A 25,493-nucleotide genomic window follows, 5' to 3' on the forward strand; every position below is an offset into this window, starting at 1 on the left:
GGCGAACTTGAGGAGCGAAGGCGGGGCGAGCGAAGCGAGCGGCCACCTGAGCCTTAAGGGCGAATTGGCCGGTACCCCGCCTGAGCCCGAAAAGTGAGCCTTAGTTTAGTCGCTTTGCAACTCCGGAGCATTAACACAAAATGCCACTTAAATTAATATGGGTTTTGTCAGCAGTCTGTAAAGATGGCATTTGCCATCTTCTTTTTTTGTGATAAAATGAAAGAAGGAAAATAGCAAGATTTATAGAATTTATTTTATAGGTGATAAATGTGGGGAAAAACCTGTTAAAAATTCTGGCTCTCATCGTTATTTTGGTGTATTTAGGGAAATTGCTTTTTAGTACCTACAAGGGAAGGGAAGAAACAGCCGTCGTCACCTATGGAAATGTAGTGATAGACTTTGAAACAGAAGCTTTTGTGGTAAAGGATGAAATGATAATAAAAGCTCCTTTTGATGGGAAAGTAGAAAAACTCGCAAAAGAAGGGGAAAGATATTCGAAAGGAGAACCTATTTTTCGAATTTACTCTTCTTCTTTTGAAGAAGATAAATTAAACATGCTTAAAAAAGTAGAAGAGAAGTTAAAAGAACAGGATTTTGATATACCTTTTTATCAAGACGTTAAGAAGATTGACGATATGATAAAAAAGGAAGAAAAAAATTATAATGAAATGTTAAAGCAGGACGAAAAGTCTGCACAGAAGATACTTGCAAGAATCGAAGTGCTAAAGGCTAAAAAGGAAGAGATTTTGAATAAGGCTCCCTCGGTATTAAGGACTGTAGAGAATTTAAGGGAACAGAAGGAGTACTTGGAAAAGTATATATCTGAAAACAGCACCACTGTGAATGCTCCGGAGGCTGGAATAATAAGTTTTACTTTTGATGGAAGTGAAAGAGTTTTGAACAGCAAAAATATGTTTAATTTAAATGTTTCTCATCTTTCCACTGTGAATTTTGATATAAAAAAAGTTGAAGGAATAGTAAAAGAAGGAGATTTTGTTTGCAAAGTTGTTGACAATTTTGACTGGTATTTAGCTTTAATCTTATCAGAAGAACAGGCGGGTCTTCTAAAAGAAGGCTCTAATGTCAAAATTTTTATTTCAGATTATCCTGCAGAACTTAGGGGAAAGATTATAAAAATCTACAAGGGTGACGATAAATTATATGTAGGGATAGTAAAAATGATAGATATATATCCTGAATTTTACAAGAAAGCTAAAATAAAAGTAAAAGTTGTGCTCAAAGAGTATTGGGGGATGAAGCTTCCATTTTCGGCAGTAGTTACCGAAAATGGAGAAAAAGGAGTATGGGTACTGGGCATTTCCTCAAAGCCTGTTTTTAAAAAAATTGATATTGAAGGAACAGATGGAAGGTATGTTATTTTAAAGGGTGTAAAAATTTATGATAAAGTATTAATCCCTAAAAAGGGCAGGGGGGATTAAAAACGAGTATCTGTGAAAATGTAAAGAGGATAAAAGAAACTATTGAAGAACATGCTATAAAGGTCGGGAGAGATCCTCGAGAGATATTGATTGTGGCGGCTACAAAGACTTTTGGAGTAGATGCCATAAAAGAGGCAATTTCCTGTGGGATTACCGCTATTGGAGAAAATAGAGTGCAAGAACTTATGGAAAAGTATCCTTATCTTGAAGGGCAGGTAGAATTTCATTTTATAGGTCACCTTCAGACAAACAAGGTTAAGTATATCATAGACAAAGTCAAACTCATTCATTCTTTAGATAGGGAAAAGCTGGCAGAAGAAATCGATAAAAGGGCGAAACAAAAAGGGATTATAATGGATTGTCTTCTTGAAATAAACATAGGTGGTGAAGATACTAAATTTGGCATTTCACCGGAAGAAATGCATAATTTAGTGAAAAAATTGGAAAAATATGATAATATAAAGATAAAAGGGCTTATGACGATTGCTCCCTATCTTCCTCCAGAAAAAGTAAGACCTTATTTCAAAAAGATGAAAGAACTTTTTGAAGAATTGAAAGAAATTAAACAAAACAACGTAGAAGCTCAGTATCTCTCAATGGGCATGTCTAATGACTACTGGGTGGCGGTAGAAGAGGGGGCAAATATAGTAAGGATTGGTACGGCTATTTTTGGGCAAAGAGGATGAAGTGGAGGGATGAAGATGTCTTCTAAAGTGATAGATAAGATAATGAATTTTTTAGGGATCGAAGAAGAAGAAGTTGAGACTTCTCAGCAATCACTGATGCTCTATGATAGAAAGCCGAAAGTGGTTAATATTCACACTAATCCACAGATAAAGATGCTTATATCAAAGCCAGAAAAATTTGAACAGGTGCTTTTCATTTGCAATGAACTTAAAAGCAAGAAACCTGTAATTGTAGATTTACAGAAGATGGACAAAAGCGAGGCCCAACGGGTGGTTGATTTCTTGAGTGGAGCCGTTTATGCTTTAAATGGAGAAATAACGAAAATATCCGGCTACATATTCTTGGTGGCACCAGAAAATTTTGATATAACAGGTGATATAAAAGAAGAAGTAAATGCGCTTTACAATTTAAACTAAATAGTGAGGAGGAATAATTTTGCCTACGAGCTACGTGATTCTAACAGCGTTAAACTATTTTTTCGAAGTTATAACATGGCTTATTCTCATAAGGGTATTTCTATCTCTTCTAAGGATGGAAAATATGTCAAATCCTATATCTAGATTTGTGATTATTACTACAGAGCCACTTTTAGAACCTTTTAGAAAGCTACAATTCATGTCTTCTTTTGGAAGAAATTTAATGATAGACTTTTCCCCTGTCTTTGCCATTTTAGTTATTCAATATGTGGTAAGACCTTTGGTATTTCAATTAGTATTCTGGCTTATGAGGTGAAAAATGGAAAGAAGTTATGTAGTTGCTCGCCTGGAAGATGTTTTAAAAGGGTGCTTGAAATCAAAAAGTCCTCAGCATACTGATTTTTTGGCGCTGTCTGAACAAAGACAGTTTGAAAAACTTGCGTTAAAGTACAAAAATCAAGGTATCGAATATTTTTTAGATGGAGGATATTCTTTAGCGGAAAGAAAAATTGCCATAGTCTATCCTGAGTTTTACAGATATGAAGAAGAATTACCTGTTGCTGCATTGAGACTCCACGGTAAAAGCAAATTTTCCCATAGAGAGGTTTTGGGTTCAATTTTAGGGTTGGGGATAAAAAGAGATAAAATAGGTGACATAATTGTAATAGAAAATAAGTGCGATGTCATAGTAAAAAAGGAAATGAAAGATTTTCTGCTTTTAAACTTAACTAAAGTAGGAAGAGAAACCGTCGAAGTGCACGAAATTGAACTGTTCGATCTTATGAAACCAGAGGTTAGGTACAAAGACATTTTTTCTACGGTGGCTTCGCTTAGAGTAGATAGTGTAACTGCTTCTGGATTTGGAATCTCACGAACAAAGGCTTCAGAATTAATAAAAAATGGTTTACTGCAGGTTAACTGGGAGGCCGTGGAAGACCCGTCGTTTCACGTTGGGGAAGGGGATGTTATTTCTTTAAGGGGGTTTGGCAGAATAAAGTTGCAGGAGGTAAAGGGGAATACTAAAAAAGGCAGAATTTCTGTTCACATTTTAAGGTACGTCTAAAGCTAAAGGGAGGGATAACTTATGCTGACCCCTATGGACATACATAACAAAGAGTTTAGGCGGTCTTTCCGCGGCTATAACGAAGAAGAAGTGGATGAGTTTCTGGACAAGGTGATGGAAGATTATGAAATGCTGTACAGAGAAAATGCAGAACTCAAAGAGAGAATAAATATAATGAATGAAAAGCTCCAGAGTTACATAAATATGGAAACAACGTTGAACAACACCTTGATAGTTGCTCAAAATACAGCAGAAGAATTAAAAAGAAATGCAGAAAAAGAAGCACAACTTATCATCCAGAATGCTCATCAGACTGCTGAAAAGATATTAGAGCAAGCCAATCAAGAAGTGGTAAAGATAAGAATGGAGCTTGAGAGGTATAAAAAGCAACTTAACATATTTAAAGCGAAATTCAAAGCTCTCTTAGAAGCTCAGCTTGAAGCTATACTTTCCTTTGATGAAAAGGAATTAGTTGTTGAAGGGGAAAATTTAGATGATGACAGAAAAGAAGCCTAATCGATTGGGAGTTGTAGGAATATTGGTTTATGACAGAGAGAAAGTGGCAGATAAAGTGAATCAGATATTGAGCGAATACGGCCATATAATTGTAGGAAGGATGGGTATACCCTATAAAGACAGGGGGGTATCAGTTATAGCTCTCATTGTAGATGGTACTACTGACGAAATAGGTGCAATGACAGGAAAACTGGGGAGGCTTCCAGGAGTTAAGGTTAAATCGGCTCTGACTTCATAGATTTTAATTGTATTGACTTAATGGAGGATGTGTTATATAATGTGAATAAAAATAATATCGGGAAAAGCTATGAAGAGGACGAGTAGGTAGAGGCGGCTTTCAGAGAGTTGGCGGTGGGTGCGAGCCAATAAGTTCGTTTCTACTGAAAATCCCCTCGGAGCTGCAGGCTGAACTTTTAAGTAGGCTGGGCCGGATTTTCCGTTATCTAAAATGAGGGATTAAGGCAAAGCTTTGCTTTGTCTTAATAATTAGGGTGGTACCGCGAACTTCTCGTCCCTGACGAGAAGTTTTCTTTTTAACTAAGCCAAATCTTCATAAGAGGAGGTAGCGAAAAGTGGATTACAATAAGACGTTAAACCTGCCAAAAACCGATTTTCCGATGAAGGCAAACCTTCCAGTAAGAGAGCCAGAGATATTAAAAAAGTGGGAAGAAATGGATATATATCACAGAGTTTTAGAGAAAAACAAGGGGAAAGAAAAATACATTTTGCACGATGGTCCTCCTTATGCCAACGGGGATATACACATAGGGACGGCCATGAACAAAGTTTTAAAAGACATAGTGGTAAAATACAAAACCATGAGAGGGTATGATTCTCCATATGTGCCGGGATGGGATACACACGGACTCCCCATTGAGCAACAGGTTATAAAAATTTTGGGAGTAAAAAGGCATGAAATGGATCCGGTAGAGTTTAGGAAAGTATGTAAAGACTTCGCTTTTTCACAGATTGAAAGACAGAGGCAGCAGTTTAAAAGATTAGGCGTAAGAGGGGATTGGGAAAAACCATATCTTACTCTTGACCCAGAATATGAAGCAAAACAGATAGAAGTGTTTGGAGAGATGGCAAAGAGGGGATATATATACAAAGGTTTAAAACCTGTATACTGGTGCCCCAGTTGCGAGACGGCTCTGGCAGAAGCGGAAATCGAGTATTTTGATGAAACTTCGGATTCTATATACGTAAAATTTAGGGTAAGGGATGACCTTGGCAAATTCAAAGGGATTGTTGAAGACTTGAGTAATGTGTACTTTGTCATCTGGACTACTACTACATGGACCATTCCTGCTAACTTGGCTATTGCTTTGAATCCCGAATTTGACTATTCTCTTACAAAATTTGGGGATGAAGTGTATATTATAGCGAAGGACATGATAGAAGAGGTGAGAAAAGAGACAGGCTTGGGGGATTATGAAATACTGGCTGTTTTCAAAGGCAAAGAACTAGAAGGTATAAAGGCAGTACATCCAATTTATAATAGAGATTCAATAGTGGTACTTGGGGAACACGTGACTCTGGAGGCAGGTACTGGATGTGTTCACACAGCCCCGGGTCATGGTGAAGAGGACTTTCTCGTAGGGCAAGAATATGGGCTTGAAGCTTTAAATCCTATAGATGAAAAGGGTTATTTCACAGATAAGGCGCCTTTTTATGAGGGGCTTTATTATGCTGAAGCAAATAAAGTTATAAAGGAAGACTTAAGAAAGGCAAATGCGCTTCTGGCAGAGAAAAAAATCACCCACTCATATCCTCACTGCTGGAGGTGTAAAAGTCCTATACTCTTTAGAGCAACAGAGCAATGGTTTGCTTCCGTAGAGGGCTTTAGAGAAGAAGCGTTAAAGGCTATAAAAGAGGTCAACTGGTATCCTGCGTGGGGAGAAGAGCGCATCACAAACATGGTTAAAGATAGAAGAGATTGGTGCATATCCAGACAGAGGGTGTGGGGAGTTCCAATACCAATTTTCTATTGTGAAAACTGTGGGAAGCCTTTGATAAACGATGAAACCATAAATGCAGTGAAAGAGCTTTTTAGACAAAAGGGTTCTGATGCTTGGTTTGAGATGTCGGCAGAAGAAATACTGCCTAAAGGCATAAAATGTGAGTGTGGATCTACTAAGTTTAGAAAAGAGACAGACATAATGGACGTATGGTTTGATTCAGGGTCCAGCCATGCAGCTGTTTTGGAGACACATCCTGATTTAAAATGGCCTGCAGAGCTTTATTTAGAGGGTTCTGACCAGCATAGAGGATGGTTCCAGTCTTCTCTTTTAACTGCTGTAGCAACGCGTGGCAAAGCTCCTTATAGAAATGTACTGACTCATGGATTTGTAGTAGATGGGGAAGGCCGAAAAATGTCTAAATCACTGGGGAATGTCGTGGATCCAAAAGACGTCATTGAAGAGTATGGTGCTGATGTTCTCAGGCTGTGGGTGGTATCTGCAGATTTTACTGCTGATATGAGGACTTCTCCTGAAATATTAAAGCAGATAGCAGAAGTTTACAGAAAAATTCGCAATACAGCCAGATTTTTGCTTGGAAATCTTTACGATTTTGACCCTGATAAAGACATGCTGCCTTACGAAGAGCTTTTAGAGATAGACAAATGGGCTTTATACAGGCTTAACAGGCTGGTCAAGCAGCTCACGGAGTCTTTTGATAAATATGAGTTTTATGACTTTTTCCACCCTGTCCACAACTTCTGTGTTGTAGACATGAGTAGCTTATATTTGGATATTTTAAAAGACAGACTGTACACTTACCCAGCTAAATCAAAGGAGAGAAGGGCGGCTCAGACAACTTTATATATCATCCTGGACACTCTGGTAAAGCTTATAGCGCCAGTTCTTGCCTTCACTTCTGAAGAAATATGGTGGCATATGAAGCATGACAGAAATAACAACTTTGAAAGCGTTCAGCTGGCAGACTGGCCGCAGGTAAAAGAGGAGTATGACAACCCTTATATCATAGAAAAGTGGGAAAAGCTTTTTGATATACGAAAAGATGTTTCAAAAGCTTTGGAGATAGCAAGAAGCGAAAAGAAAATAGGACACTCTCTGGATGCTCAGGTGGATATTTATCCCTCTAAAGAACTGTACGAGTTCTTTAAAGGCTTTGAAGATTTACAGTACGTATTTATAGTTTCAAAGGTGGTATTGCATGACCCACAGGAGTCTGCGCCAGAGAATGCTTATGTAAGCGAGGATTATGACCTTAAGATAACAGTTACCCGCGCGCCAGGAGAAAAATGCGAGCGCTGCTGGATGTACAGCGAGACAGTTGGAACTATAAAAGAACATCCTACTATTTGTGCAAGATGTGCTTCTCACATTGAGGAGCAGTTAAAGGTATAGAAAGGGGATTCCCCTTTCTATACTTATATTTTTGATAGGAGGGGAAAGAAGTGAATTTGTTAATTAAAGATGTAAGCCTTCTTTCCATGAAGGAAGATAAGGTATTAGAGGGCGTGAATGTGTATATTGAGGGGGATACTATAAAGCACATAGGGGAGTTACTGCCTGAGGTTAAAGTAGACGAAGTCATTGAGGGAAAAGATAAGCTTTTAATGCCAGGTCTCATAAACGCTCATACGCATCTAGGAATGTCCTTATTTAGAAATTATGCAAATGATGTACCTCTTTTTGATTGGCTTACAAAGTACATATGGCCGCTTGAAGCAAGGCTTACTGCAGAGGATGTCTACTGGGGCTCCCTTCTTAGCATGATAGAGATGATTTATTCAGGTACTACTACTTACTGTGATATGTACTTTTTTATGGAGGAAGTAGCAAAAGCTACAGAAGAAATAGGCATAAGAGGCGTGATTTCCAGAGGCATCATAGAAGAACAGGATGCAAAAGTCAATGAAGAGAAGCTAAAGGATACGGAAGATTTGTATAAAACCTGGAATGGTAAAGCTGAGGGCAGAATCAAAGTGATGGTAGGACCTCACGCACCTTATACCTGTGGACCAACTTATTTGAAAGAAATTTTGGACCTTGCCAAGAGATTAGGTACAGGGATTCACATTCATGTGTCAGAGACAAAGAGGGAAGTAGAAGAAAGCCTTGAAAAGTATGGTAAAACCCCTGTACAGCATTTAAAGGATTTGGGAATTTTTGAAGTGCCTACTGTAGCTGCTCACTGCGTACACCTTTCAGATGAAGATATTGAGGTATTAAAAGAGATGAAAGTCTCTCCTGTGTACAACCCCACCAGCAATTTAAAGCTGGCGAGTGGATTTGCTCCTGTAGACAAAATGTTAAAAAAAGGGATAAATGTTGCTCTTGGAACTGACGGCCCTGCCAGCAACAACAATTTAAACATGTTCGAAGAGATTCACTTTGCTGCGACGATTAACAAAGCTTTAAACGAAGATGCTCTGTCTGTACCTGCTTTTGAAGCTTTAAAAATGGCTACTGTAAATGGAGCAAGAGCTCTTTTATGGGAAAGAGAGATAGGCACTATTGAGGTTGGGAAAAAGGCAGATGTAATTCTTGTAGACCTTAATAAACCTCATTTACATCCCAAGAACGACTTAATCTCTGCTTTAGCCTATTCTGTTCAGGGTTCAGATGTAGATACAGTTATAGTAAATGGCAAAGTGATAATGGAAAAAAGGGAGATAAAAACTATGGACGTAGAAAGGGTTTACTATGAAGTGGAGAAAAGGGCTCAAAATTTGATGAGAGGAGAAGTCAGTTGACAGCCTCTTTCTCTTGCTATATGATGGATTTAGTGAGAATATTCATACAAAAACGGGGTGAAAAACATGCTTTTAAAATATGAGAGAGAACAAATAGTAGAGTACGGCAAAAAGCTCATAGATACAAATCTCACCAGAGGTACAGGAGGAAATTTAAGTGTTTATGACGACAAAAGTGGACTTATGGCTATAACTCCTTCAGGAATGGACTATTATGAATTAAAAGCTGAAGACATATTGGTGATGGATTTAGAGGGAAAAGTTGTAGAAGGGACAAAGGTTCCTTCTACTGAATACGAGATGCACAGGATTTTTTATGTAAGGAGAGATGACATAAAAGCAATCATACATACCCATCCTGTTTATACTACGACCCTGGCCTGCCTTAACTGGGACCTTCCGCCTGTTCATTACCTCATAGCCTTAGCAGGACCAGATGTGAAATGCGCAAAATATGCTACTTTTGGAACTAAAGAGCTTGCAGAGAACGCTTTTGAGGCAATGAAAGGTAGAAAAGCTGTTTTACTGGCTAATCACGGGCTTCTTGTTGGTGCCGAAGACCTTCCGAATGCTTTCAATATAAGTATACAGATCGAATATGTGGCAGAACTTTACTATAGAGCAAAATCTATAGGAGAACCCGTACTTTTATCCTCTGAAGAGATGGAGCTTATGATGGAGAAGTTTAAAACTTATGGGCAGATAAGAAAATAAAAATTTAAGGGAAGTGAAAAAAATGAAAGCCCTTTATTTTGATGGAGAGCTTAAGCTAAAGGACCTTCCAAAGCCTGAAATAAAAGAAGGAGAAGCGCTCATTAAGGTTTTACTGGCATCTGTGTGTAACACTGATATAGAGATAATGAAAGGGTATAAAAATTTTAAAGGAGTACTTGGGCACGAATTCGTGGGAATTGTTGAAGATTCTTCTAATCCGCAATTGATTGGTAAAAGAGTGGTTGCGGATATCAACATAGCTTGTGGTGAGTGCGACCTGTGCAAGGAAGGGCTTTTCCATCACTGCAGAAATAGAAAGGTCTTAGGTATATTCGAAAAGGATGGAGCTTTTGCGGAGTATATTACGCTTCCTAATCGCAATCTTTTCATTGTGCCTGATAGCATTAAAGATGAAGAAGCTGTTTTTACTGAGCCTTTGGCGGCTGCCTTAGAAATTCTTGAGATGTATCATATAAAACCCACCGATAAAGTTGTGGTCATAGGTGATGGTAAACTTTCCCAGTTTATAACGCAGGTGGTAGCTCTTACAGGATGTGACCTTTATGTGGTCGGTAAACATGAGGAAAAACTTGAGCACCTCAAAAATAAAGCTAATACTATTCTTTTGGAAGAAGTTGAAAGGCTTGAGACTAAAAGCGTGTTTGACGTCGCTATAGAATGTACTGGCAATGAGGGCGGATTGAAACTTGCTCAGGAGTTGGTCAAACCTACTGGCACGGTCATATTAAAGAGCACATACAATGCTTATGCTACTTTGAATCCCACTGATTGGGTGGTGAAGGAGATAAAATTGATAGGTACAAGGTGCGGTCCTATGGCGTCCGCCTTGAGGCTTCTTGAAAAGAGGTTTGTCACTACTGATTACCTCATAAGCGGTTTTTATAAGTTAGAGCAGTATGAAGAGGCTTTTTCTCCCAAAAATACTTTTAAAGCAGTTTTTGATTTAAGAGGTTAGGAGGAAGCAGCAATGAAAGAGATTAAGACAATAGAATTTAAAGATGGCGTGCTTTATCTGATAGACCAGAGGAAACTCCCTTTAAGTTATGAATTTTTTGAATGCAGAACTTATCAAGATGTAGACTTTGCTATAAAAGACATGGTAGTAAGAGGTGCTCCGGCGATAGGAGCAGCTGCAGCTTATGGCGTGGTACTCGCAGCTCGGCAGTTTATGAAAGAAGAGAAGGAAAATTTTTTAAAAAACATGGAAAATGCTCTAAATGTGCTTTCAAAGTCCAGGCCTACGGCTGTGAACCTCACCTGGGCTATTGGCAGGATGAGAGGTGTTTTAGAAAAGGTAAAGGATTTGAGTGTTTCAGATATATACGAGGCGTTAAAAGAAGAAGCCAATAAGATTTACTTTGAGGATTTAGAGACAAATAAAAAGATGGCTAAGATTGGAAATGAAGTGATAAAGCCAAACGCAGTCATACTGACTCACTGCAACACAGGAGCTTTAGCCACAGTTGGCTATGGCACAGCTTTAGGGGTCATAAGAGAAGCCCATTACAGCGGAAAGAATATTTTTGTATACGCTGATGAGACAAGGCCCAGGCTTCAGGGGGCGAAATTGACAGCTTGGGAACTTGTCCAAGAGGGAATACCGGCTAAATTAATTGCTGACAGTGTAGCTGCTACCCTCATAAGGGATGGAAAGATTGACATCATACTCGTGGGGGCAGACAGAATAGCCCTAAACGGAGATACTGCTAATAAAATCGGCACCTTCATGCTCTCTGTTGTGGCAAAAGTGTACAATGTTCCTTTTTATGTGGTGGCACCTACCAGCACCATCGATTTTAACATAGAGACTGGAGCCGAAATAGTCATAGAAGAAAGAAGTCCTGAAGAGGTAACACATATAAATGGTGTGAGAATTGCACCTGAAGGCATAGATGTGTACAACCCCGCTTTTGATGTTACGCCCCATGAAAATATCACTGGTATAATCACAGAAAAGGGCATAATAAGGCCGCCTTTTAGAGAGAACATATTGAAACTGAGGTGAGGGTTAGGACATGACGTTAAGCGAGAAGGAAATAATTGTAAAAGATTTGGCATTTCGATACAAAGAGCAAAAGGACAGGAATGCTATAGAGGGGATTAACTTAGAAGTAGAGAAGGGCGAGTTTATTGTGATAATGGGTCCCAGCGGTGCAGGGAAGTCTACTCTGGCTCAATGCTTAAATGGCCTTATTCCGCATTTTACGAGGGGACACTACAGTGGAGAAGTTGTGGTAAGAGGTATAAAGGTGAAAGAGACGCCTGTCAGCAAAATGGCGAAAGAGATTGGGCTTGTTTTTCAGGATTTTGAGGCACAGCTTTTTTCTACTAATACAAAACTCGAAATAGCTTTTGGACCCGAAAATTTTGGAGTTCCTAGAGAAGAAATTGAGGAAATAATAAGGAGAGTTTTAAAAATTGTAAACCTAGAAGGGCTAGAGGACAGACCTCCTTCTACCTTATCAGGGGGGCAAAAGCAAAGGCTTGCGATAGGGTCAGTTCTGGCTTGTATGCCCAGCATACTTTGTATGGATGAGCCCACTACTGATTTAGACCCCGTAGGTAAGATTGGAGTTTTTAATATAGCAAAGAAGCTTCATGAAGAAAAAGAGTTAACCCTCATAATAATAGAACACGAGACAGAAGAAGCTTTAAATGCGGACAGGATAATTTTGATGGAAAAAGGTAAGATAATAAAAGATGGTAAACCAAGAGAAGTTTTAAAAGAAGCAGATTTGATGGAAAAAATAGGGTTAATGCCGTTGCAGATTCCCAAGTATTTTTCACAGGTTTCTAATCTTGAAAAAGCAGATCTTCCTCTAACTTATGAGGAAGGGGTGCAGAAGTTTAAAGAATTGGGGCTTCAAATTGATGAAGGTAAATATCAAGAAATTCTAAGAAGAGAAGATGAGAGAGAAAAAAGCTATGGAGATGTAATCATACAAGCTAAAGATGTGGAATATGTCTATTCCAATGGTACGAAAGCTTTGGATGGAATCAATCTGGAGATTAGAGAAGGGGAATTTATAGCTCTTTTAGGACACAATGGAAGTGGTAAGACTACTCTAGCAAAGCATTTTAATTGTCTTTTAAAACCCACAAGGGGGAGCATTATTGTATATGGAAAAGATACTAAAAATTCAAACGTGTATGAAATAGGGAATTATGTGGGGTATGCTTTCCAAAATCCGGATCATCAGATTTTTGCGGATACTGTGTACGATGAAGTTGCTTTTGGTCCCCGTATGAGGGGTTGCACTGAAGAAGAAGTTAAAGAGAGAGTAGCAGAAGCCTTAAAAGCAGTTGATATGGAGGGTTTTGAAAAGGAGGATCCTTTTGCTCTCTCTAAAGGGGAGAGGCAAAGAATTGCTGTTGCCTCCATTTTAGCAGCAAGGCCTAAAGTTATCATATTAGACGAACCTACTACTGGTTTGGACTACAAAGAGCAGAAGAGGATGATGGAGCTTGTAAAAAGGCTTAACGAAAGCGGGCATACTATAATAATGATAACCCACACCATGTGGATTGTCGCAGAGTATGCTCACAAAGTAGCAGTTATGAGGGATGGGAAAATTGAAATGTACGGAAAAGTAAGGGATGTGTTCAAAGAGGAAGAAAGGCTTTTAGAGCTTTCTTTAAAACCACCCTCAATAGTTAGCTTCAGCAACAAATTTGGCAAGACATTTCTTTCTGTAGAAGAAATGGTAAGCTGTACAAAGAGGTGAAAGTCTTATGGAAATGTTTCTCTACTTGGACAAGGACAGTATTTTACATAAATTAGACCCCAGAACGAAAATATTTATTATGCTAATAAGCTTTGCAATAGCTTTAATGTTTAGCTCTTTATCTTTGCTCCTTATCCTTTCTTTTTTAATCATACTATATGGAGCTTTGGGGAAAGTGCTTGCTAATCTAAAAAGGATACAAATAATTTTGATAATGATTGCCATAATGTCAGTTATACTCTGGGCTTTAACTTATCCGGGGACTACAAGGCTTTGGGGTCCTGTTACGAAAGAAGGAATTATATATGGAATCGCTATAGGAATAAAATTTGATGTAATGATAATAGCGGGCATGATATTTTTAAGCTCCACAAAAATTGAGGAAATATCTTTAGGATTGGTAAAGCTTGGTATACCTTATAGACCTGCTTTTGCTTTTTCCACTGCTGTGAGGTTGGTGCCTATGATAGTTTCTACTAGTTACATAATAACGCAAGCACAAAAATCAAGAGGGCTGGACCTGGATTCAGGGAATATTTTGCAGAGAATAAAAAAATACATTCCTCTTTTAATACCGGTTCTCATTTCTGTAATCAGGCAGGCAAATATATTGGCCATGGCTTTAGAGTCGAAAGGATTTGGCTACAGTGACAAAAGAACAAGCTATTTGGAGATAAAATTTGAAGTTAGAGATTATGCCTTTTTGGCAGTAGCTCTATTGATTTTGATTGTGGCAGTGTATTTTAAATTTAAATACAGGCTGTAGGAGGTAAATTTCTTATGGAGAAAGCTATTATAGGTGGTACCGGAGTGTATGAGGTAGCCGAGAAAGTAGTTCAAAAAAAAGTTGAAACGAAATACGGAACAGTAGAGGTGGACGTGGTTACAGTAGAAGGAGAAGATATAGTTTTTTTAGCACGCCATGGGAAAGAGCATGGTGTTCCCCCACATTTGGTGAACTATAGAGCAAATATAATGGCTTTAAAACAACTTGGAGTAAAATACGTATATGCTACAGCTGCTGTTGGTTCTCTAAACGAAAATTACTCTCCTGGGAGTGTAGTCATTTTAAAAGATTTTATAGATTTTACAAAATCCAGACCTATGACTTTTTTTGAAGGAGATGATGGAATAGTAAGACACGTAGACATGAGTGACCCTTATTGTGTGAATTTAAGAGGGAAATTCATGGAAGCAGCTAAAAAAGAGGGGCTCAATGTAAGAGGAGACGCCGTGTATGTATGTACGGAAGGGCCCAGATTTGAAACGGCTTCTGAGATAAAGGCTTATAAGATGCTAGGAGCTGATGTGGTGGGAATGACAAATATTCCTGAGGTAGTCTTAGCTAAAGAATTAGGAATGTGCTATGCAGCGGTTGGAATAGTCACAAACTGGGCTACAGGCCTTATAGCTGCAACCACAGGTCCTGTGAGTCTTAGAGAGATTACAAGTGCGATCGAGATAAACAAAGAAAAGGTGATAAAAACCTTTATAAGAGTATTCACCGAAGAGACTCTGGATCAGGAACATTGCAATTGTGCTAATTCGGTAATTGAATTGTGAAATTACAGGGAAAGGGGGGATTAAGTTAGGTTGTAAAAGGTGCTTTTTGTAATTTTATGAAATTAAAATTTTGAAAGGGGGAAATGGGTATGAAGGAAGTTTTAAGTATGTGGAGGCACACCAAAATGGTGGTGCTGGTAGCTTTGAGCGCAGGAATCTATGCAGCCGTGCTAATACCCTTTAAAGGCCTTGTTTTAATTCCGGGAATAACAGAAATAAGACCTGCCAATGCCTTACCTCCTGTCTTGGGTCTTCTCTTTGGTCCAGCAGGAGCTTGGGGCTCAGCTATCGGCAATCTTATAGGAGATTTTTTTGGCACTTTGGGTATAGGTAGTATTTTTGGTTTTATAGGTAATTTCATGCAGGCTTACATACCTTACAGGCTGTGGAGAAATTTAGGGCTTTTAAAGGCAAACGACTTAGAACCCAATCTAAATTCTGGAAGAAAAATCTTCGCTTATACTGTAGTCGCTCTTTTGGGTTCTTTTGCCTGTGCCCTTACCATAGGCTGGGGACTGGATTTGCTTAAAATGGTTCCCTTTGCAGCTTTAGCTTCTATAATAGCTGTAAATAACTCTATACCCTCAATAGTACTGGGGATTCCTCTTCTCATGATACTTTATCCTAGAGTTAAAAAATGGAATTTACTCTGGACAGATATAATGGAGGAAGATGAAATACAAAAACCCGATGCGAAGGCAAGAATTGCTGCTTTAATCACGTCACTGGCGATATTGGTTGGCCTTTTTGGAGGATTGATGGCAGCAGTGTCTGGAGGGCAATCACTTTTTGCAGCAGGTTTTGCAGGGGGGAAAGCAGGACTTGCCAGTGTGGGCTTTATAGCAGGTCTTTCAACTATTATCTTTATACTGGCGAGTCTCCTATAATGATTACCAGCAGGGTGTACCTAAAAAGGTGCGCCCTGTAAGTTTTAACAAGGGAGTGAGGGGTATGAAAAAAGAGTTTAGATTTGATACAAAGGCGATCCACGGCGAAGAGTTCAAGAAAAATCCTGAAAACGCATTGAATCCCCCTATTTTTCAAACCACTACTTTTGTCTTTGAAGATTTGGACCATGTGGAGAAGGTAATGTCTTTTGAGTCTTCTGACTATGTCTACACACGAGGAAACAATCCTACCCTGAGGTTGTTTGAAAATAGAATGGCAGATCTGGAGTATGGGAAGGGAGCCGTAGCATTTTCATCGGGAATGGCGGCAATAAGTTCTGTCCTTTTTTCTCTTTTAAAGCCTGGCGACAAAGTTTTAGCTCACAAAACTCTATATGGTTCGAGTTATAACGTGATAACTAACCTTTTGCCCCAATATGGAGTTAAATATAGACTCATAGAGATGACAAATTTAGAAGAGTTGAAAGAGAATTTAGACGATACTGTGAAAGTGGTTTACTTTGAAACGCCTTCTAATCCTGATTTGTCGGTGATAGATATAGAGGAGGTAAGTAGTATAGTCCATCAAAGAGGTATAAAAGTAGTGGTAGACAACACTTTTGCTACACCATATTTTCAAAATCCCCTTATTTTAGGTGCCGATGTGGTAGTACATAGTGCTACTAAGTATATATGTGGACATGGGGATGCTCTGGGAGGAATTGCCATTTCAAAAGATGAAACCTATATTCACTACCTAAAATTCGACTATATGTGCGAGTTTGGTGGAGTTATGAGTCCTTTTAACGCATGGCTTATGTTAAGGGGCATAAAGACGTTGGGGCTCAGGATGAGGCAGCATGAAAAGAATGCCATGGAGGTAGCAAAATTTTTAAGCCAACATCCAAAAGTAAAAAATGTTTTATACCCTGGCCTTGAATCATTTAAGGGACATGAGATTGCAAAAAAGCAGATGAGAGGATTTGGGGCTATAATAAGTTTTGAGATAGATGGAGGAAGAAAAGAATTAGAAAGATTCATAAAGGGGTTGAAACTTTGCCAGCTGGCAGTGAGTCTTGGGGATGCAGAGACATTGGTGGAAGTTCCTTCTATTATGACCCACAGAGGATATCCAAAAGAAAAATTAGAAGATTTTGGGTTTAGAGAGAATACTGTGAGGATTTCAGTAGGGCTAGAGGATTATGCCGACATAATAGAAGATTTGGAAAATGCCTTGAAGGAAATTTAAAACTTAGGAGGTGATTTCATGCCAGTCGTCAATTTAAGCTTACAGGTATTGCCTTTAGTTCCAGAAGAAAAAGCGTATCGTATTATTGATAAAGTAATAAAATATATAAGAAGCACTGGCGTAAATTTTATGGTGGGGCCCATGGAAACTACAATGGAAGGAGAATTAGATGACCTTCTTGATATTGTAAAAGAAGCCCAAAATATATGCGAAAAAGAAGGTGCAAACAGAGTTATCTCCATTATAAAGCTTGATTACAGGTCTTCGGGAGTGACTATGGAAGAAAAAATAAAAAACTATATTGACAAATGATTTAACACGTTATAAAATTAAAACAAGATAATTTCTGATGAAACCCTATGACCGGGAAGAGTAGATACCGGCGTTTAGTCAAAGCGAGCTCGGGAGGGTGGGAGCCGAGTACTGTAGCCGGTATTGAATGGGCCCGTGAGGGGAGCTGCGAAATCAAAGTAGCAGTCTCCGGTGAGCCTACCGTTAAAAAGGCAGGGTATCGAGAACAATCTCCGTACCCGAAAGAGTGGTCCTGTGTTAAAAAGGTGGCACAAGCATTTCATCCTTTTGGTGAAATGCTTTTTTTGTAAATGCAGGACAAATTGGGTGGCACCGCGGTCACTCCGCCCCAATGGGCGGAGTGACTTTTTTAATTTTCAGGAGGTGATAGAGTGGCAAATATTTCTAAAGAAGATTTTTATGCCTATAAAAAAATGGGATACACTTTCCCGGTATATGAGGAAATAAATGGGGATGAAATCACGCCAATAAACATTTTTTATAGTCTTTCTGGTAAACACAAATTTTTATTGGAAAGTGCAAATGGAGGGAGTCACTGGGGTAGATATTCTTTTATAGGGAAGGACCCTTATTTGTCAGTTTTAAGCTATGGAAGGGATATAAAAATTATCACAGAAGAAGAATCGAGTAAAAGAGGTTTAGCACTGGAAGAGGTAAAAAACTTTCTGCAGGTTAATTATAACCCATTGGGGCTTAGCATTCCTTTTACAGGAGGTGCAGTAGGCTATGTATCTTATGATGCGATAAGACTTTATGAACAATTGCCAGAAAAAAATCCTGATGAAATAAATATACCGGATGTATACTTCCTGTTTTACAAGAGTTTCATCTGCTATGACCATTTTAAGCATGAAGTATACATTGTCTACAATGTATTTCCTAATGAGGATACCGAGTATGAGGAAGTTTTGCAAAAGATTAATGAGCTTTTAAATGAGATAAAGTCAAATAAAATAGAGTTTCACGACCTTTCGCTTCAAGAAGAAAAAATGATAACTTACAACTTCACAAAAGAAGAGTTTTGTCAAATTGTTGAAAGAGCCAAAAAATACATTGAAAAAGGAGACATATTTCAAGTGGTGCTATCCCAAAGGCTAAAGGCAAAGACAAATTCAGATCCTTTTGAGATTTACAGGAGGTTGCGTTCAAAGAATCCATCTCCCTATCTTTTCTATATCGACTTTGGCGATTTTCAGCTTCTGGGTTCTTCTCCTGAAAGCCTTGTGAGTGTTTTTCAGGACAAAGTGACCACAAATCCTATAGCAGGCACAAGACGAAGGGGGAAAGATGAAAAAGAGGATTTAAAAAACAAAGAAGAACTTTTGAAGGATGAGAAAGAAAGGGCAGAGCATGTGATGCTGGTTGACTTAGGGAGAAACGACATAGGAAAGGTCTGTGAATTTGGAAGTGTTAAGCTGGAGCGCTTTATGGAGGTGGATTTTTATTCTCATGTAATGCACATTGTATCAACTGTTTCTGGAAAATTAAAAAAAGGATTTACCGCTTTTGATGCTCTTATAGCTTGTCTTCCTGCAGGCACAGTTTCTGGAGCGCCAAAGATAAGAGCGATGGAAATAATAGAGGAATTAGAAAATGTGAAAAGGTCCTTTTACGCAGGGGCTGTTGGTTACTTTTCCTATAATGGCAATATGGATATGTGCATAGCAATAAGGACTATTCTCATAAAAGAAAATACTGCTTATATTCAAGCAGGGGCAGGAATTGTATATGACTCGATTCCTGAGATGGAATATTATGAAACTTTAAATAAAGTGATGATTCTTAAGGAGGTTCTTTGATGGTTTTAATTATAGATAATTACGATTCTTTTACCTACAATCTCTATCAATACGTAGGAGAAATGAAAAAGGAGGTCATGGTGGTGAGAAATGATGAAATAACAGTGGAAGAGGTTACAAAACTAAATCCTAATAAAATTATATTATCGCCAGGACCGGGAAGACCGGAAAATGCAGGAATATGCGTCGAATTGATTAAAAATTTGGGTCAAAAAGTTCCAATGTTAGGGATATGTCTTGGACATCAGGCTATTGGATACGCGTACGGAGCGAAAATTATAAAAGCAGATAGGATAATGCATGGCAAAACTTCTCTTATCTTTCACAATGGCAGAGGAATATTTGAAAACATAAAAAATCCAATTAAAGGAATGAGATATCATTCGCTGGTTATCGATAGAAATACTTTACCTGAAGAGTTGGAAATAACAGCTCAGACGGAGGAAGGGGTGATTATGGGGGTAAGGCATAGAAAATATCCTGTATATGGTTTACAGTTTCATCCAGAATCTATTTTGACAGAACAAGGGAAGGAGATATTGAGGAATTTTTTGGAGGTGTTTTAAATGTTGCAGGAGGCGATTAAAAAAATTGTATTAAAAGAAAATCTTACTGAAAAAGAAGCTTATGAGGTCATGGGAGAAATTATGAGTGGTAATGGTACTCCTTCTTTAATAGGAGGGCTATTGATAGGGCTTAGATTGAAAGGAGAAAGCGTGGAAGAAATAACGGGCTTTGCAAAAGCCATGAGGGACAGTGCAGTAAAATTGCAATTGGATGCTGACTATGTAATTGATACTTGTGGTACAGGTGGAGATGGGGGGAAGACCTTTAATATTTCTACTGCTGTAGCTATAATTGCCTCTGCTGCGGGTGTAAAAGTTGCAAAACACGGTAACAGGGCTGTTTCGAGCAAGAGTGGTAGTGCAGATGTTTTAAAAGAATTGGGATTTAATATAGAAACGGAACCCATGTATACAAAAAGAATGATAGAAGAAAAAGGAATGGGATTTCTCTTTGCACCTTTATACCATAGGGCGATGAAAAACGTACTTCCAATAAGGAGGGAATTGGGAACGAGGACAGTTTTTAACCTACTTGGGCCCTTGACAAATCCTGCACCTATAAAAGGACAGGTATTAGGGGTGTATGATAGAAATCTAACTCATCCGATAGCAGAAGTGCTTCTTAAGCTTGAAATAGAAAGAGCGATGGTAGTGCACGGATTTGATGGGCTTGATGAGATAACTACTACGGCTCCAACCTATGTTAGTGAAGTAAAAGAAGGAGAAATCTTTGATTACGTGATAGACCCTTTGGACTTTGATATTCCTTATGCTAGGCCTGAAGACTTAAAAGGAGAAGGTCCTAAAGAAAATGCAGAAATAATTATTGAAATATTAAAAGGTCAAAAAGGACCTCGAAGAGATATAGTGGTTTTAAACACTGCAGCGGCTTTGTACGTGGGCAAGTTGGTTGAAAACTTAAAAGAAGGTGTTGAACTTGCGGAAAGGCTTCTTGATAGCGGTTTGGCTTATGAGAGGTTTTTGGAGATTTTAGACTATCAGAGGAGGATTATTTCATGATTCTAGAGGAAATTGTGAATTTAAAAAAAGAAGAAGTGGGGAAGAAAAAAGAGTTAAAGTCTTACAACGAATTGCTAAATGTCAATGCAGTATACAGAGGAAATTTTAAAAATTCTCTGAACAAAGGAAAGGTGGCAATTATAGGAGAGATAAAGAGAGCTTCTCCTTCCAAAGGGATTATAAAAGAAGAATTTGACCTTGTAGAAATTGCAAAGACCTACGAAAAGGCAGAGGTTGATGCCATATCTGTCTTGACAGAGAAAAGATTTTTTAAAGGCGAAGATGGCTACATTCCTCAAGTAAAGAAAGTGACCACAAAGCCTGTTTTGAGGAAAGACTTTGTAATAGATGAGTATCAGATTTATGAGTCAAAATTTCTAGGGGCAGATGCAGTTTTATTGATTGTGGCTATTTTGAAAGATAAGCTAAAAAATTTTTGCGATATAGCAAAACAAATTGGACTTGATGTGCTTGTCGAGGTTCACGAGGAGGAAGAACTTGAGACTGCGCTAAAGGCAGGATGCGATATCATAGGGATAAATAATAGGGACTTGAAGACTTTTGAAGTTGACATAAAAACAACGGAAAGACTTATAAAAAACATCCCTAAAGATAAGATAGTAGTATCTGAAAGCGGCATAAAAACTCCGGAGGAGGTGTTGTATTTATCTTCTCTTGGGGTTAAGGCAGTTTTGATAGGTGAAAGCTTCATGAAAATGGATGAGGGAAGAATAAAGGAGTTTGTAAAAAAAGTGAGGGGAGGATAAAGTGGTAAAAGTAAAAATTTGCGGTTTAAGAAGGCTTGAAGATATCTATTATGCAAATCAGTTACAGCCAGACTTTATAGGTTTTGTATTTTCTGAGAGCAAAAGAAGAGTTGATTTGAAAGGGGCACTGGAATTTGTAAAAAGGCTCAAAGAAGGGATTAAAAAGGTAGGAGTTTTTGTAAATGAACCTGTTGAGAAGGTCATGGAAATAGCTGAAAAATTAAAGCTAGATGTCTTGCAATTTCACGGCGATGAGACACAGGAGTATATAGATAATTTTAAAAATTTCACTGTCTGGAAGGCTATAAGAATAAGAAGCAAACTTGACTTAAAAAAGACAGAAGAATTTAAAGTGGATGCCTTTCTGTTTGATTCTTTTTCTGAAAAAGGGTATGGAGGTACAGGAGAGGTATTTGATTGGAATATCCTTAAAGCATACAAAAGAGAAATACCGGTTGTTTTGTCAGGAGGGCTTAAGGAGGAAAATGTTGAAGAAGCGATAAAACTAGTAAGACCTTACGCCGTGGATGTGTCGAGTGGCGTTGAGGTTGGAGGATACAAGGACTTTAATAAAATGAAGTCATTTATTGAGAAAGTGAGGGGTATTGGATGAAAGGTAGGTTTGGAAGGTTTGGAGGGCAGTATGTGCCGGAGACAGTTATGAATGCTCTTATAGAGTTAGAAAGAGAATTTGAAGAGGCAAAGAAGGACGAAAAATTCATGGAGGAGTACAGATATTATCTTAAAGAATACTCAGGAAGGCCTACGCCTTTGTATTATGCAGAAAATCTCACTAAAAGGCTGGGTGGTGCGAAAATTTATCTAAAAAGAGAAGACCTCAACCACACAGGAGCTCACAAGATAAACAACGTACTGGGGCAGGTGCTTTTGGCAAGGCGAATGGGTAAAAAGAGGATTATAGCTGAAACAGGAGCAGGACAGCACGGTGTTGCTACTGCTACAGCTGCTGCTATGTTTGGAATGAAATGCGAAATATTCATGGGAGAAGAAGATATAAAAAGGCAGGCACTAAATGTGTTTAGGATGAAACTTTTAGGGGCAAAGGTGACAGCTGTTACTTCAGGTACAAGGACATTGAAAGATGCAGTGAATGAGGCTATAAGGGATTGGGTCACTAACATAGAAACTACCTTCTATGTGATTGGCTCTGTGGTAGGACCTCATCCATATCCCACTATGGTAAGGGATTTTCAGCGAGTTATAGGGGATGAGACAAAAGAGCAAATTCTTGAAAAAGAAGGTCGGCTTCCTGATTATGTGGTTGCCTGCGTGGGAGGAGGCAGTAATGCCATGGGGATATTCTATCCTTTTACTGAAGATAAGGAAGTGAAGTTGATAGGGGTAGAAGCGGCAGGAGAAGGTATAGAGACAGGGAAACACGCTTCAGCAATGGCAAAAGGTTCAGTTGGAGTGCTTCATGGCATGATGACCTACCTCCTTCAGGATGAGGAGGGGAAAATTCTACCTGTTCATTCGATATCGGCGGGGCTTGATTATCCAGGAGTGGGGCCGGAACACGCTTATTTGAAGGAGATAGGAAGGGCAGAGTACGTGTATGCTACAGATGAAGAGGCTTTGGCAGCTTTTATGGACCTGTCTCAGACAGAAGGAATAATACCAGCGTTAGAAAGTGCACATGCTCTGGCTTATGCTATGAAATTGGCTAAAAAATTAGGCAAAGACAAGATAATCGTAGTAAATCTTTCTGGAAGAGGGGACAAAGATGTAAATACCGTCGCAAAAGTAATGGGGGTGGAATTGTGAATAGAATCGATAGAAGGTTTGAGGACCTCAAAAAAGAGGGTAAAAAAGCCCTTATAACTTTCATTACTGCCGGAGACCCAGACATTGACACAACTTATGATATAGTTTTAGCCCTTGAAGAGGCCGGAGCGGATATAATTGAACTTGGGATACCCTATTCTGACCCTTTGGCTGATGGACCGACAATCCAGGCTTCTTCCCAGAGAGCTTTGGCTAAAGGAATAAAAATTAGAGATATAATGAATTTGGTAATGAGAATAAGAGAAAAAAGCGACATTCCTATTGTCTATCTTGTTTATTACAACTCTGTCTTCAAATACGGCATAGAGAAGTTTTTGGAGGATTCGAAAAAAGCGGGAGTTGATGGACTCATTATTCCCGACCTTCCTTTGGAGGAGAGGAAAGAAGTCTTGGATATAGCTGATAAGTACGAAATTTATTTAATACCTCTGGTAGCTCCTACTTCAAAGGAAAGAATAAAGGCAATTACTGAAAACGGTAAGGGGTTTGTATACTGCGTGACTTTGACCGGAGTCACGGGAGCGAGAGAGGAAATTGCAACAGACCTTGAGGAATACATGAGGCTGGTATCTTCATATACCAGTATGCCAAAGGCTTTAGGGTTTGGCATATCAGGACCCGAAATGGCAAGAAAGCTTAAAAGTTTGAGCGATGGAATTGTGGTAGGAAGCGCTATTGTAGAAAGAATTGCTGAGGGGTATAATAGATGTGAAATGTTAAAAGAGGTAAAGGAATTTGTGTCAAGCTTAAGAGAAGTCTTGTGAAGGTGATAAGTATGGAATTTAAAATAGTGGGAAATAAAGATAAAAAGCCGAGTATAAAAGTAGGGGAGGTAACCGTCGGAGAGGAGAAACTTATAATTGCAGGCCCTTGTGCAGTGGAAAGTGAAGAAATGCTTGTAAAGACAGCCGAAAAGGTCAAAAGCTGTGGAGCCAATGCATTAAGGGGCGGGGCTTATAAGCCTCGCACATCTCCCTATTCCTTTCAAGGTTTGGGCATTGAAGGGCTCAAACTCTTGAGAAAAGTAGGAGATGTTTTTAAACTCCCTATTGTGACAGAGGTTTTAGATGTGAGGGATGTGGAGATTGTTCAAGAATACGCAGATGTTTTGCAGATCGGTTCAAGAAATATGCAAAATTTTCCACTTCTAAAAGAGGTAGGGAAGACTAAAAAAACTGTCCTTTTAAAGAGAGGGTTTTCTGCAACTTATGAAGAATGGCTTTATGCAGCGGAATACATTGCAATTGAGGGGAATACCAGCATCATTTTATGTGAAAGAGGTATAAGGACGTTTGAAACTTATACAAGAAATACCTTGGATATAGCAGCGGTTCCTGTAATCCATGAACTTTCAAATCTTCCTATTATTGTAGATGTAAGTCACGGTACAGGGAAGAGAAGCTTAATTATCCCAATGGCAAAGGCAGCCCTCTGTGCTGGTGCTGACGGAATAATGGTAGAAGTTCATCCTGACCCTGAAAAGGCTTTGTCAGATGGTGAGCAGTCTCTCAATTTTCTTGAATTTGAAAATTTAATGAGAGAAATAAAAAGGTGTTGACATTTGAAGGAAATGAGGCTATAATTTAAGTATCAGATAATGATTATCCATAGAAAATAATTTTAGAAAGCAGGGATAATATGGTAGAGGTGGACAAAAAAGCTCCTGATTTTGTGCTTCCAGATGCTGATGGTAGACAGGTATCTCTTTCAGATTTTCTTGGGAAAAATGTAGTGCTGTACTTTTACCCAAAGGACAATACTCCAGGGTGCACCAAAGAGGCAGTTGCTTTTAGAGACAGTATAAAGGCTATTGAAGAGAAAAATGCGGTTGTTATCGGAATAAGCTTAGATGACGAGACTTCCCACAGAAAGTTTATTGAAAAGTACAGTCTTCCATTTGTACTTTTAAGTGACAAAGAGGCAAAAGTATCAACTGAATATGGAGTGTACAAAGAGAAGAATATGTACGGCAAAAGGAAAATGGGGATAGAAAGGTCTACATTTATAATAGATTCAAAGGGAATTGTGAAAAAGATATTTAGAAAGGTAAAAGTGGATGGGCATGTGGATCAAATTTTAAAAGCGCTTGATGAAATAAAAGAGGGAGTGTAAGGTCTCCCTCTTAGACTGTTGACAAAATAAAGGAGTGGCATTTTGTGTGTAAATGCGACTTGTTGACAAAGCGGTAACTAAACTTGGCGAACTTGAGGAGCGAAGGCG

General features: G+C 38.7%; 27 protein-coding genes and 2 other annotated features. All 27 genes read left to right on the forward strand.

What is annotated here, in order from left to right; genetic code table 11:
- The first annotated feature begins 260 nt into the window (after positions 1-260).
- Positions 261-1,439 (forward strand): HlyD family efflux transporter periplasmic adaptor subunit, encoded by a 1,179-nt coding sequence (locus ACPLVE_RS08450; protein WP_424611124.1) that lies wholly within the window; start codon positions 261-263, stop codon positions 1,437-1,439.
- A gap of 8 nt (positions 1,440-1,447) precedes the next feature.
- Entirely contained in the window at positions 1,448-2,125 is a 678-nt protein-coding gene (locus ACPLVE_RS08455; protein WP_424611148.1) for a YggS family pyridoxal phosphate-dependent enzyme, read from the forward strand.
- A gap of 15 nt (positions 2,126-2,140) precedes the next feature.
- A complete protein-coding gene (locus tag ACPLVE_RS08460; RefSeq protein WP_424611125.1) occupies positions 2,141-2,542 on the forward strand; it encodes a cell division protein SepF in 402 nt (133 codons plus the stop codon).
- Positions 2,543-2,561: 19 nt separating this feature from the next.
- Complete coding sequence (locus tag ACPLVE_RS08465; RefSeq protein ID WP_424611126.1) at positions 2,562-2,858, forward strand: YggT family protein; 297 nt, start codon at positions 2,562-2,564, stop codon at positions 2,856-2,858.
- Positions 2,859-2,861: 3 nt separating this feature from the next.
- On the forward strand, positions 2,862-3,605 hold the full coding sequence (locus ACPLVE_RS08470) for an RNA-binding protein (protein WP_424611127.1): 744 nt from the start codon (positions 2,862-2,864) through the stop codon (positions 3,603-3,605).
- Positions 3,606-3,626: 21 nt separating this feature from the next.
- Positions 3,627-4,121, forward strand: coding sequence for a DivIVA domain-containing protein (locus ACPLVE_RS08475; RefSeq protein WP_424611128.1), 495 nt, complete (start codon positions 3,627-3,629; stop codon positions 4,119-4,121).
- Positions 4,102-4,359: a TM1266 family iron-only hydrogenase system putative regulator gene (locus tag ACPLVE_RS08480; protein WP_424611149.1), complete on the forward strand. Its 258-nt coding sequence runs from the start codon at positions 4,102-4,104 to the stop codon at positions 4,357-4,359. The genes ACPLVE_RS08475 and ACPLVE_RS08480 overlap by 20 nt, the downstream gene beginning before the upstream one ends.
- Positions 4,360-4,419: 60 nt before the next feature.
- Positions 4,420-4,640 (forward strand) — a binding site (T-box leader).
- Positions 4,641-4,693: 53 nt separating this feature from the next.
- The gene (ileS, locus tag ACPLVE_RS08485; RefSeq protein WP_424611129.1) at positions 4,694-7,492 is read left to right on the forward strand and encodes an isoleucine--tRNA ligase; all 2,799 of its coding nucleotides are present in this window, start codon (positions 4,694-4,696) and stop codon (positions 7,490-7,492) included.
- Between the two features lie 50 nt (positions 7,493-7,542).
- Positions 7,543-8,844 carry an amidohydrolase gene (locus tag ACPLVE_RS08490; RefSeq protein ID WP_424611130.1) on the forward strand — a complete coding sequence of 434 codons (1,302 nt, stop codon included), beginning with the start codon at positions 7,543-7,545 and terminating at the stop codon, positions 8,842-8,844.
- Between the two features lie 66 nt (positions 8,845-8,910).
- Positions 8,911-9,558, forward strand: coding sequence for an L-fuculose-phosphate aldolase (locus ACPLVE_RS08495; protein ID WP_424611131.1), 648 nt, complete (start codon positions 8,911-8,913; stop codon positions 9,556-9,558).
- Positions 9,559-9,580: 22 nt separating this feature from the next.
- Positions 9,581-10,534 carry an MDR/zinc-dependent alcohol dehydrogenase-like family protein gene (locus ACPLVE_RS08500; RefSeq protein WP_424611132.1) on the forward strand — a complete coding sequence of 318 codons (954 nt, stop codon included), beginning with the start codon at positions 9,581-9,583 and terminating at the stop codon, positions 10,532-10,534.
- A gap of 12 nt (positions 10,535-10,546) precedes the next feature.
- A complete protein-coding gene (mtnA, locus tag ACPLVE_RS08505) occupies positions 10,547-11,584 on the forward strand; it encodes an S-methyl-5-thioribose-1-phosphate isomerase (protein WP_170271310.1) in 1,038 nt (345 codons plus the stop codon).
- A 10-nt stretch (positions 11,585-11,594) separates the two neighbouring features.
- Positions 11,595-13,304, forward strand: coding sequence for an ABC transporter ATP-binding protein (locus ACPLVE_RS08510; RefSeq protein ID WP_424611133.1), 1,710 nt, complete (start codon positions 11,595-11,597; stop codon positions 13,302-13,304).
- 7 nt (positions 13,305-13,311) lie between these two features.
- Positions 13,312-14,070, forward strand: coding sequence for an energy-coupling factor transporter transmembrane component T family protein (locus ACPLVE_RS08515; protein WP_424611134.1), 759 nt, complete (start codon positions 13,312-13,314; stop codon positions 14,068-14,070).
- A 14-nt stretch (positions 14,071-14,084) separates the two neighbouring features.
- Positions 14,085-14,867 carry an S-methyl-5'-thioinosine phosphorylase gene (locus ACPLVE_RS08520; RefSeq protein WP_424611135.1) on the forward strand — a complete coding sequence of 261 codons (783 nt, stop codon included), beginning with the start codon at positions 14,085-14,087 and terminating at the stop codon, positions 14,865-14,867.
- Between the two features lie 89 nt (positions 14,868-14,956).
- Positions 14,957-15,754 carry a QueT transporter family protein gene (locus tag ACPLVE_RS08525; protein WP_424611136.1) on the forward strand — a complete coding sequence of 266 codons (798 nt, stop codon included), beginning with the start codon at positions 14,957-14,959 and terminating at the stop codon, positions 15,752-15,754.
- 64 nt (positions 15,755-15,818) lie between these two features.
- Positions 15,819-17,003 carry a trans-sulfuration enzyme family protein gene (locus tag ACPLVE_RS08530; protein WP_424611137.1) on the forward strand — a complete coding sequence of 395 codons (1,185 nt, stop codon included), beginning with the start codon at positions 15,819-15,821 and terminating at the stop codon, positions 17,001-17,003.
- Between the two features lie 18 nt (positions 17,004-17,021).
- Positions 17,022-17,315, forward strand: coding sequence for a thiamine-binding protein (locus ACPLVE_RS08535; RefSeq protein ID WP_424611138.1), 294 nt, complete (start codon positions 17,022-17,024; stop codon positions 17,313-17,315).
- Positions 17,316-17,353: 38 nt separating this feature from the next.
- Positions 17,354-17,649 (forward strand) — a binding site (T-box leader).
- 37 nt (positions 17,650-17,686) lie between these two features.
- On the forward strand, positions 17,687-19,114 hold the full coding sequence (gene trpE / locus ACPLVE_RS08540; RefSeq protein WP_424611139.1) for an anthranilate synthase component I: 1,428 nt from the start codon (positions 17,687-17,689) through the stop codon (positions 19,112-19,114).
- A complete protein-coding gene (locus ACPLVE_RS08545; RefSeq protein ID WP_424611140.1) occupies positions 19,114-19,680 on the forward strand; it encodes an anthranilate synthase component II in 567 nt (188 codons plus the stop codon). Before trpE ends, ACPLVE_RS08545 begins: the two co-directional genes overlap by 1 nt.
- Entirely contained in the window at positions 19,681-20,700 is a 1,020-nt protein-coding gene (gene trpD / locus ACPLVE_RS08550) for an anthranilate phosphoribosyltransferase (protein WP_424611141.1), read from the forward strand.
- Positions 20,697-21,467, forward strand: a complete 771-nt coding sequence (gene trpC, locus ACPLVE_RS08555) for an indole-3-glycerol phosphate synthase TrpC (protein WP_424611142.1) — start codon at positions 20,697-20,699, stop codon at positions 21,465-21,467. The genes trpD and trpC overlap by 4 nt, the downstream gene beginning before the upstream one ends.
- 1 nt (position 21,468) lies before the next feature.
- On the forward strand, positions 21,469-22,080 hold the full coding sequence (locus tag ACPLVE_RS08560) for a phosphoribosylanthranilate isomerase (protein ID WP_424611143.1): 612 nt from the start codon (positions 21,469-21,471) through the stop codon (positions 22,078-22,080).
- Positions 22,077-23,252 carry a tryptophan synthase subunit beta gene (gene trpB / locus ACPLVE_RS08565; protein WP_424611144.1) on the forward strand — a complete coding sequence of 392 codons (1,176 nt, stop codon included), beginning with the start codon at positions 22,077-22,079 and terminating at the stop codon, positions 23,250-23,252. The genes ACPLVE_RS08560 and trpB overlap by 4 nt, the downstream gene beginning before the upstream one ends.
- Positions 23,249-24,037 (forward strand): tryptophan synthase subunit alpha, encoded by a 789-nt coding sequence (gene trpA, locus ACPLVE_RS08570; protein WP_424611145.1) that lies wholly within the window; start codon positions 23,249-23,251, stop codon positions 24,035-24,037. The genes trpB and trpA overlap by 4 nt, the downstream gene beginning before the upstream one ends.
- Before the next feature lie 11 nt (positions 24,038-24,048).
- Positions 24,049-24,831, forward strand: a complete 783-nt coding sequence (aroF, locus tag ACPLVE_RS08575; RefSeq protein WP_424611146.1) for a 3-deoxy-7-phosphoheptulonate synthase — start codon at positions 24,049-24,051, stop codon at positions 24,829-24,831.
- Between the two features lie 80 nt (positions 24,832-24,911).
- Positions 24,912-25,385, forward strand: coding sequence for a thioredoxin-dependent thiol peroxidase (bcp, locus tag ACPLVE_RS08580; protein ID WP_424611147.1), 474 nt, complete (start codon positions 24,912-24,914; stop codon positions 25,383-25,385).
- Positions 25,386-25,493: the final 108 nt, after the last annotated feature.

The organism is Caldanaerobacter sp., from assembly GCF_049701115.1.
Classification (GTDB): domain Bacteria; phylum Bacillota; class Thermoanaerobacteria; order Thermoanaerobacterales; family Thermoanaerobacteraceae; genus Thermoanaerobacter.

Excerpts from the sequence above, each read along its gene's own strand:
- ACPLVE_RS08480 (WP_424611149.1), top strand. The coding sequence starts at position 4,102 with ATGACAGAAAAGAAGCCTAATCGATTGGGAGTTGTAGGAATATTGGTT.
- ACPLVE_RS08510 (WP_424611133.1), top strand. The coding sequence starts at position 11,595 with ATGACGTTAAGCGAGAAGGAAATAATTGTAAAAGATTTGGCATTTCGA.
- ACPLVE_RS08515 (WP_424611134.1), top strand. The coding sequence starts at position 13,312 with ATGGAAATGTTTCTCTACTTGGACAAGGACAGTATTTTACATAAATTA.
- ACPLVE_RS08545 (WP_424611140.1), top strand. The coding sequence starts at position 19,114 with ATGGTTTTAATTATAGATAATTACGATTCTTTTACCTACAATCTCTAT.
- ACPLVE_RS08535 (WP_424611138.1), top strand. The coding sequence starts at position 17,022 with ATGCCAGTCGTCAATTTAAGCTTACAGGTATTGCCTTTAGTTCCAGAA.
- ACPLVE_RS08470 (WP_424611127.1), top strand. The coding sequence starts at position 2,862 with ATGGAAAGAAGTTATGTAGTTGCTCGCCTGGAAGATGTTTTAAAAGGG.
- aroF (WP_424611146.1), top strand. The coding sequence starts at position 24,049 with ATGGAATTTAAAATAGTGGGAAATAAAGATAAAAAGCCGAGTATAAAA.
- mtnA (WP_170271310.1), top strand. The coding sequence starts at position 10,547 with ATGAAAGAGATTAAGACAATAGAATTTAAAGATGGCGTGCTTTATCTG.
- trpB (WP_424611144.1), top strand. The coding sequence starts at position 22,077 with ATGAAAGGTAGGTTTGGAAGGTTTGGAGGGCAGTATGTGCCGGAGACA.
- bcp (WP_424611147.1), top strand. The coding sequence starts at position 24,912 with ATGGTAGAGGTGGACAAAAAAGCTCCTGATTTTGTGCTTCCAGATGCT.
- ACPLVE_RS08525 (WP_424611136.1), top strand. The coding sequence starts at position 14,957 with ATGAAGGAAGTTTTAAGTATGTGGAGGCACACCAAAATGGTGGTGCTG.
- ACPLVE_RS08495 (WP_424611131.1), top strand. The coding sequence starts at position 8,911 with ATGCTTTTAAAATATGAGAGAGAACAAATAGTAGAGTACGGCAAAAAG.
- trpD (WP_424611141.1), top strand. The coding sequence starts at position 19,681 with ATGTTGCAGGAGGCGATTAAAAAAATTGTATTAAAAGAAAATCTTACT.
- ACPLVE_RS08520 (WP_424611135.1), top strand. The coding sequence starts at position 14,085 with ATGGAGAAAGCTATTATAGGTGGTACCGGAGTGTATGAGGTAGCCGAG.
- ACPLVE_RS08500 (WP_424611132.1), top strand. The coding sequence starts at position 9,581 with ATGAAAGCCCTTTATTTTGATGGAGAGCTTAAGCTAAAGGACCTTCCA.
- ACPLVE_RS08530 (WP_424611137.1), top strand. The coding sequence starts at position 15,819 with ATGAAAAAAGAGTTTAGATTTGATACAAAGGCGATCCACGGCGAAGAG.
- ACPLVE_RS08460 (WP_424611125.1), top strand. The coding sequence starts at position 2,141 with ATGTCTTCTAAAGTGATAGATAAGATAATGAATTTTTTAGGGATCGAA.
- ACPLVE_RS08475 (WP_424611128.1), top strand. The coding sequence starts at position 3,627 with ATGCTGACCCCTATGGACATACATAACAAAGAGTTTAGGCGGTCTTTC.
- trpC (WP_424611142.1), top strand. The coding sequence starts at position 20,697 with ATGATTCTAGAGGAAATTGTGAATTTAAAAAAAGAAGAAGTGGGGAAG.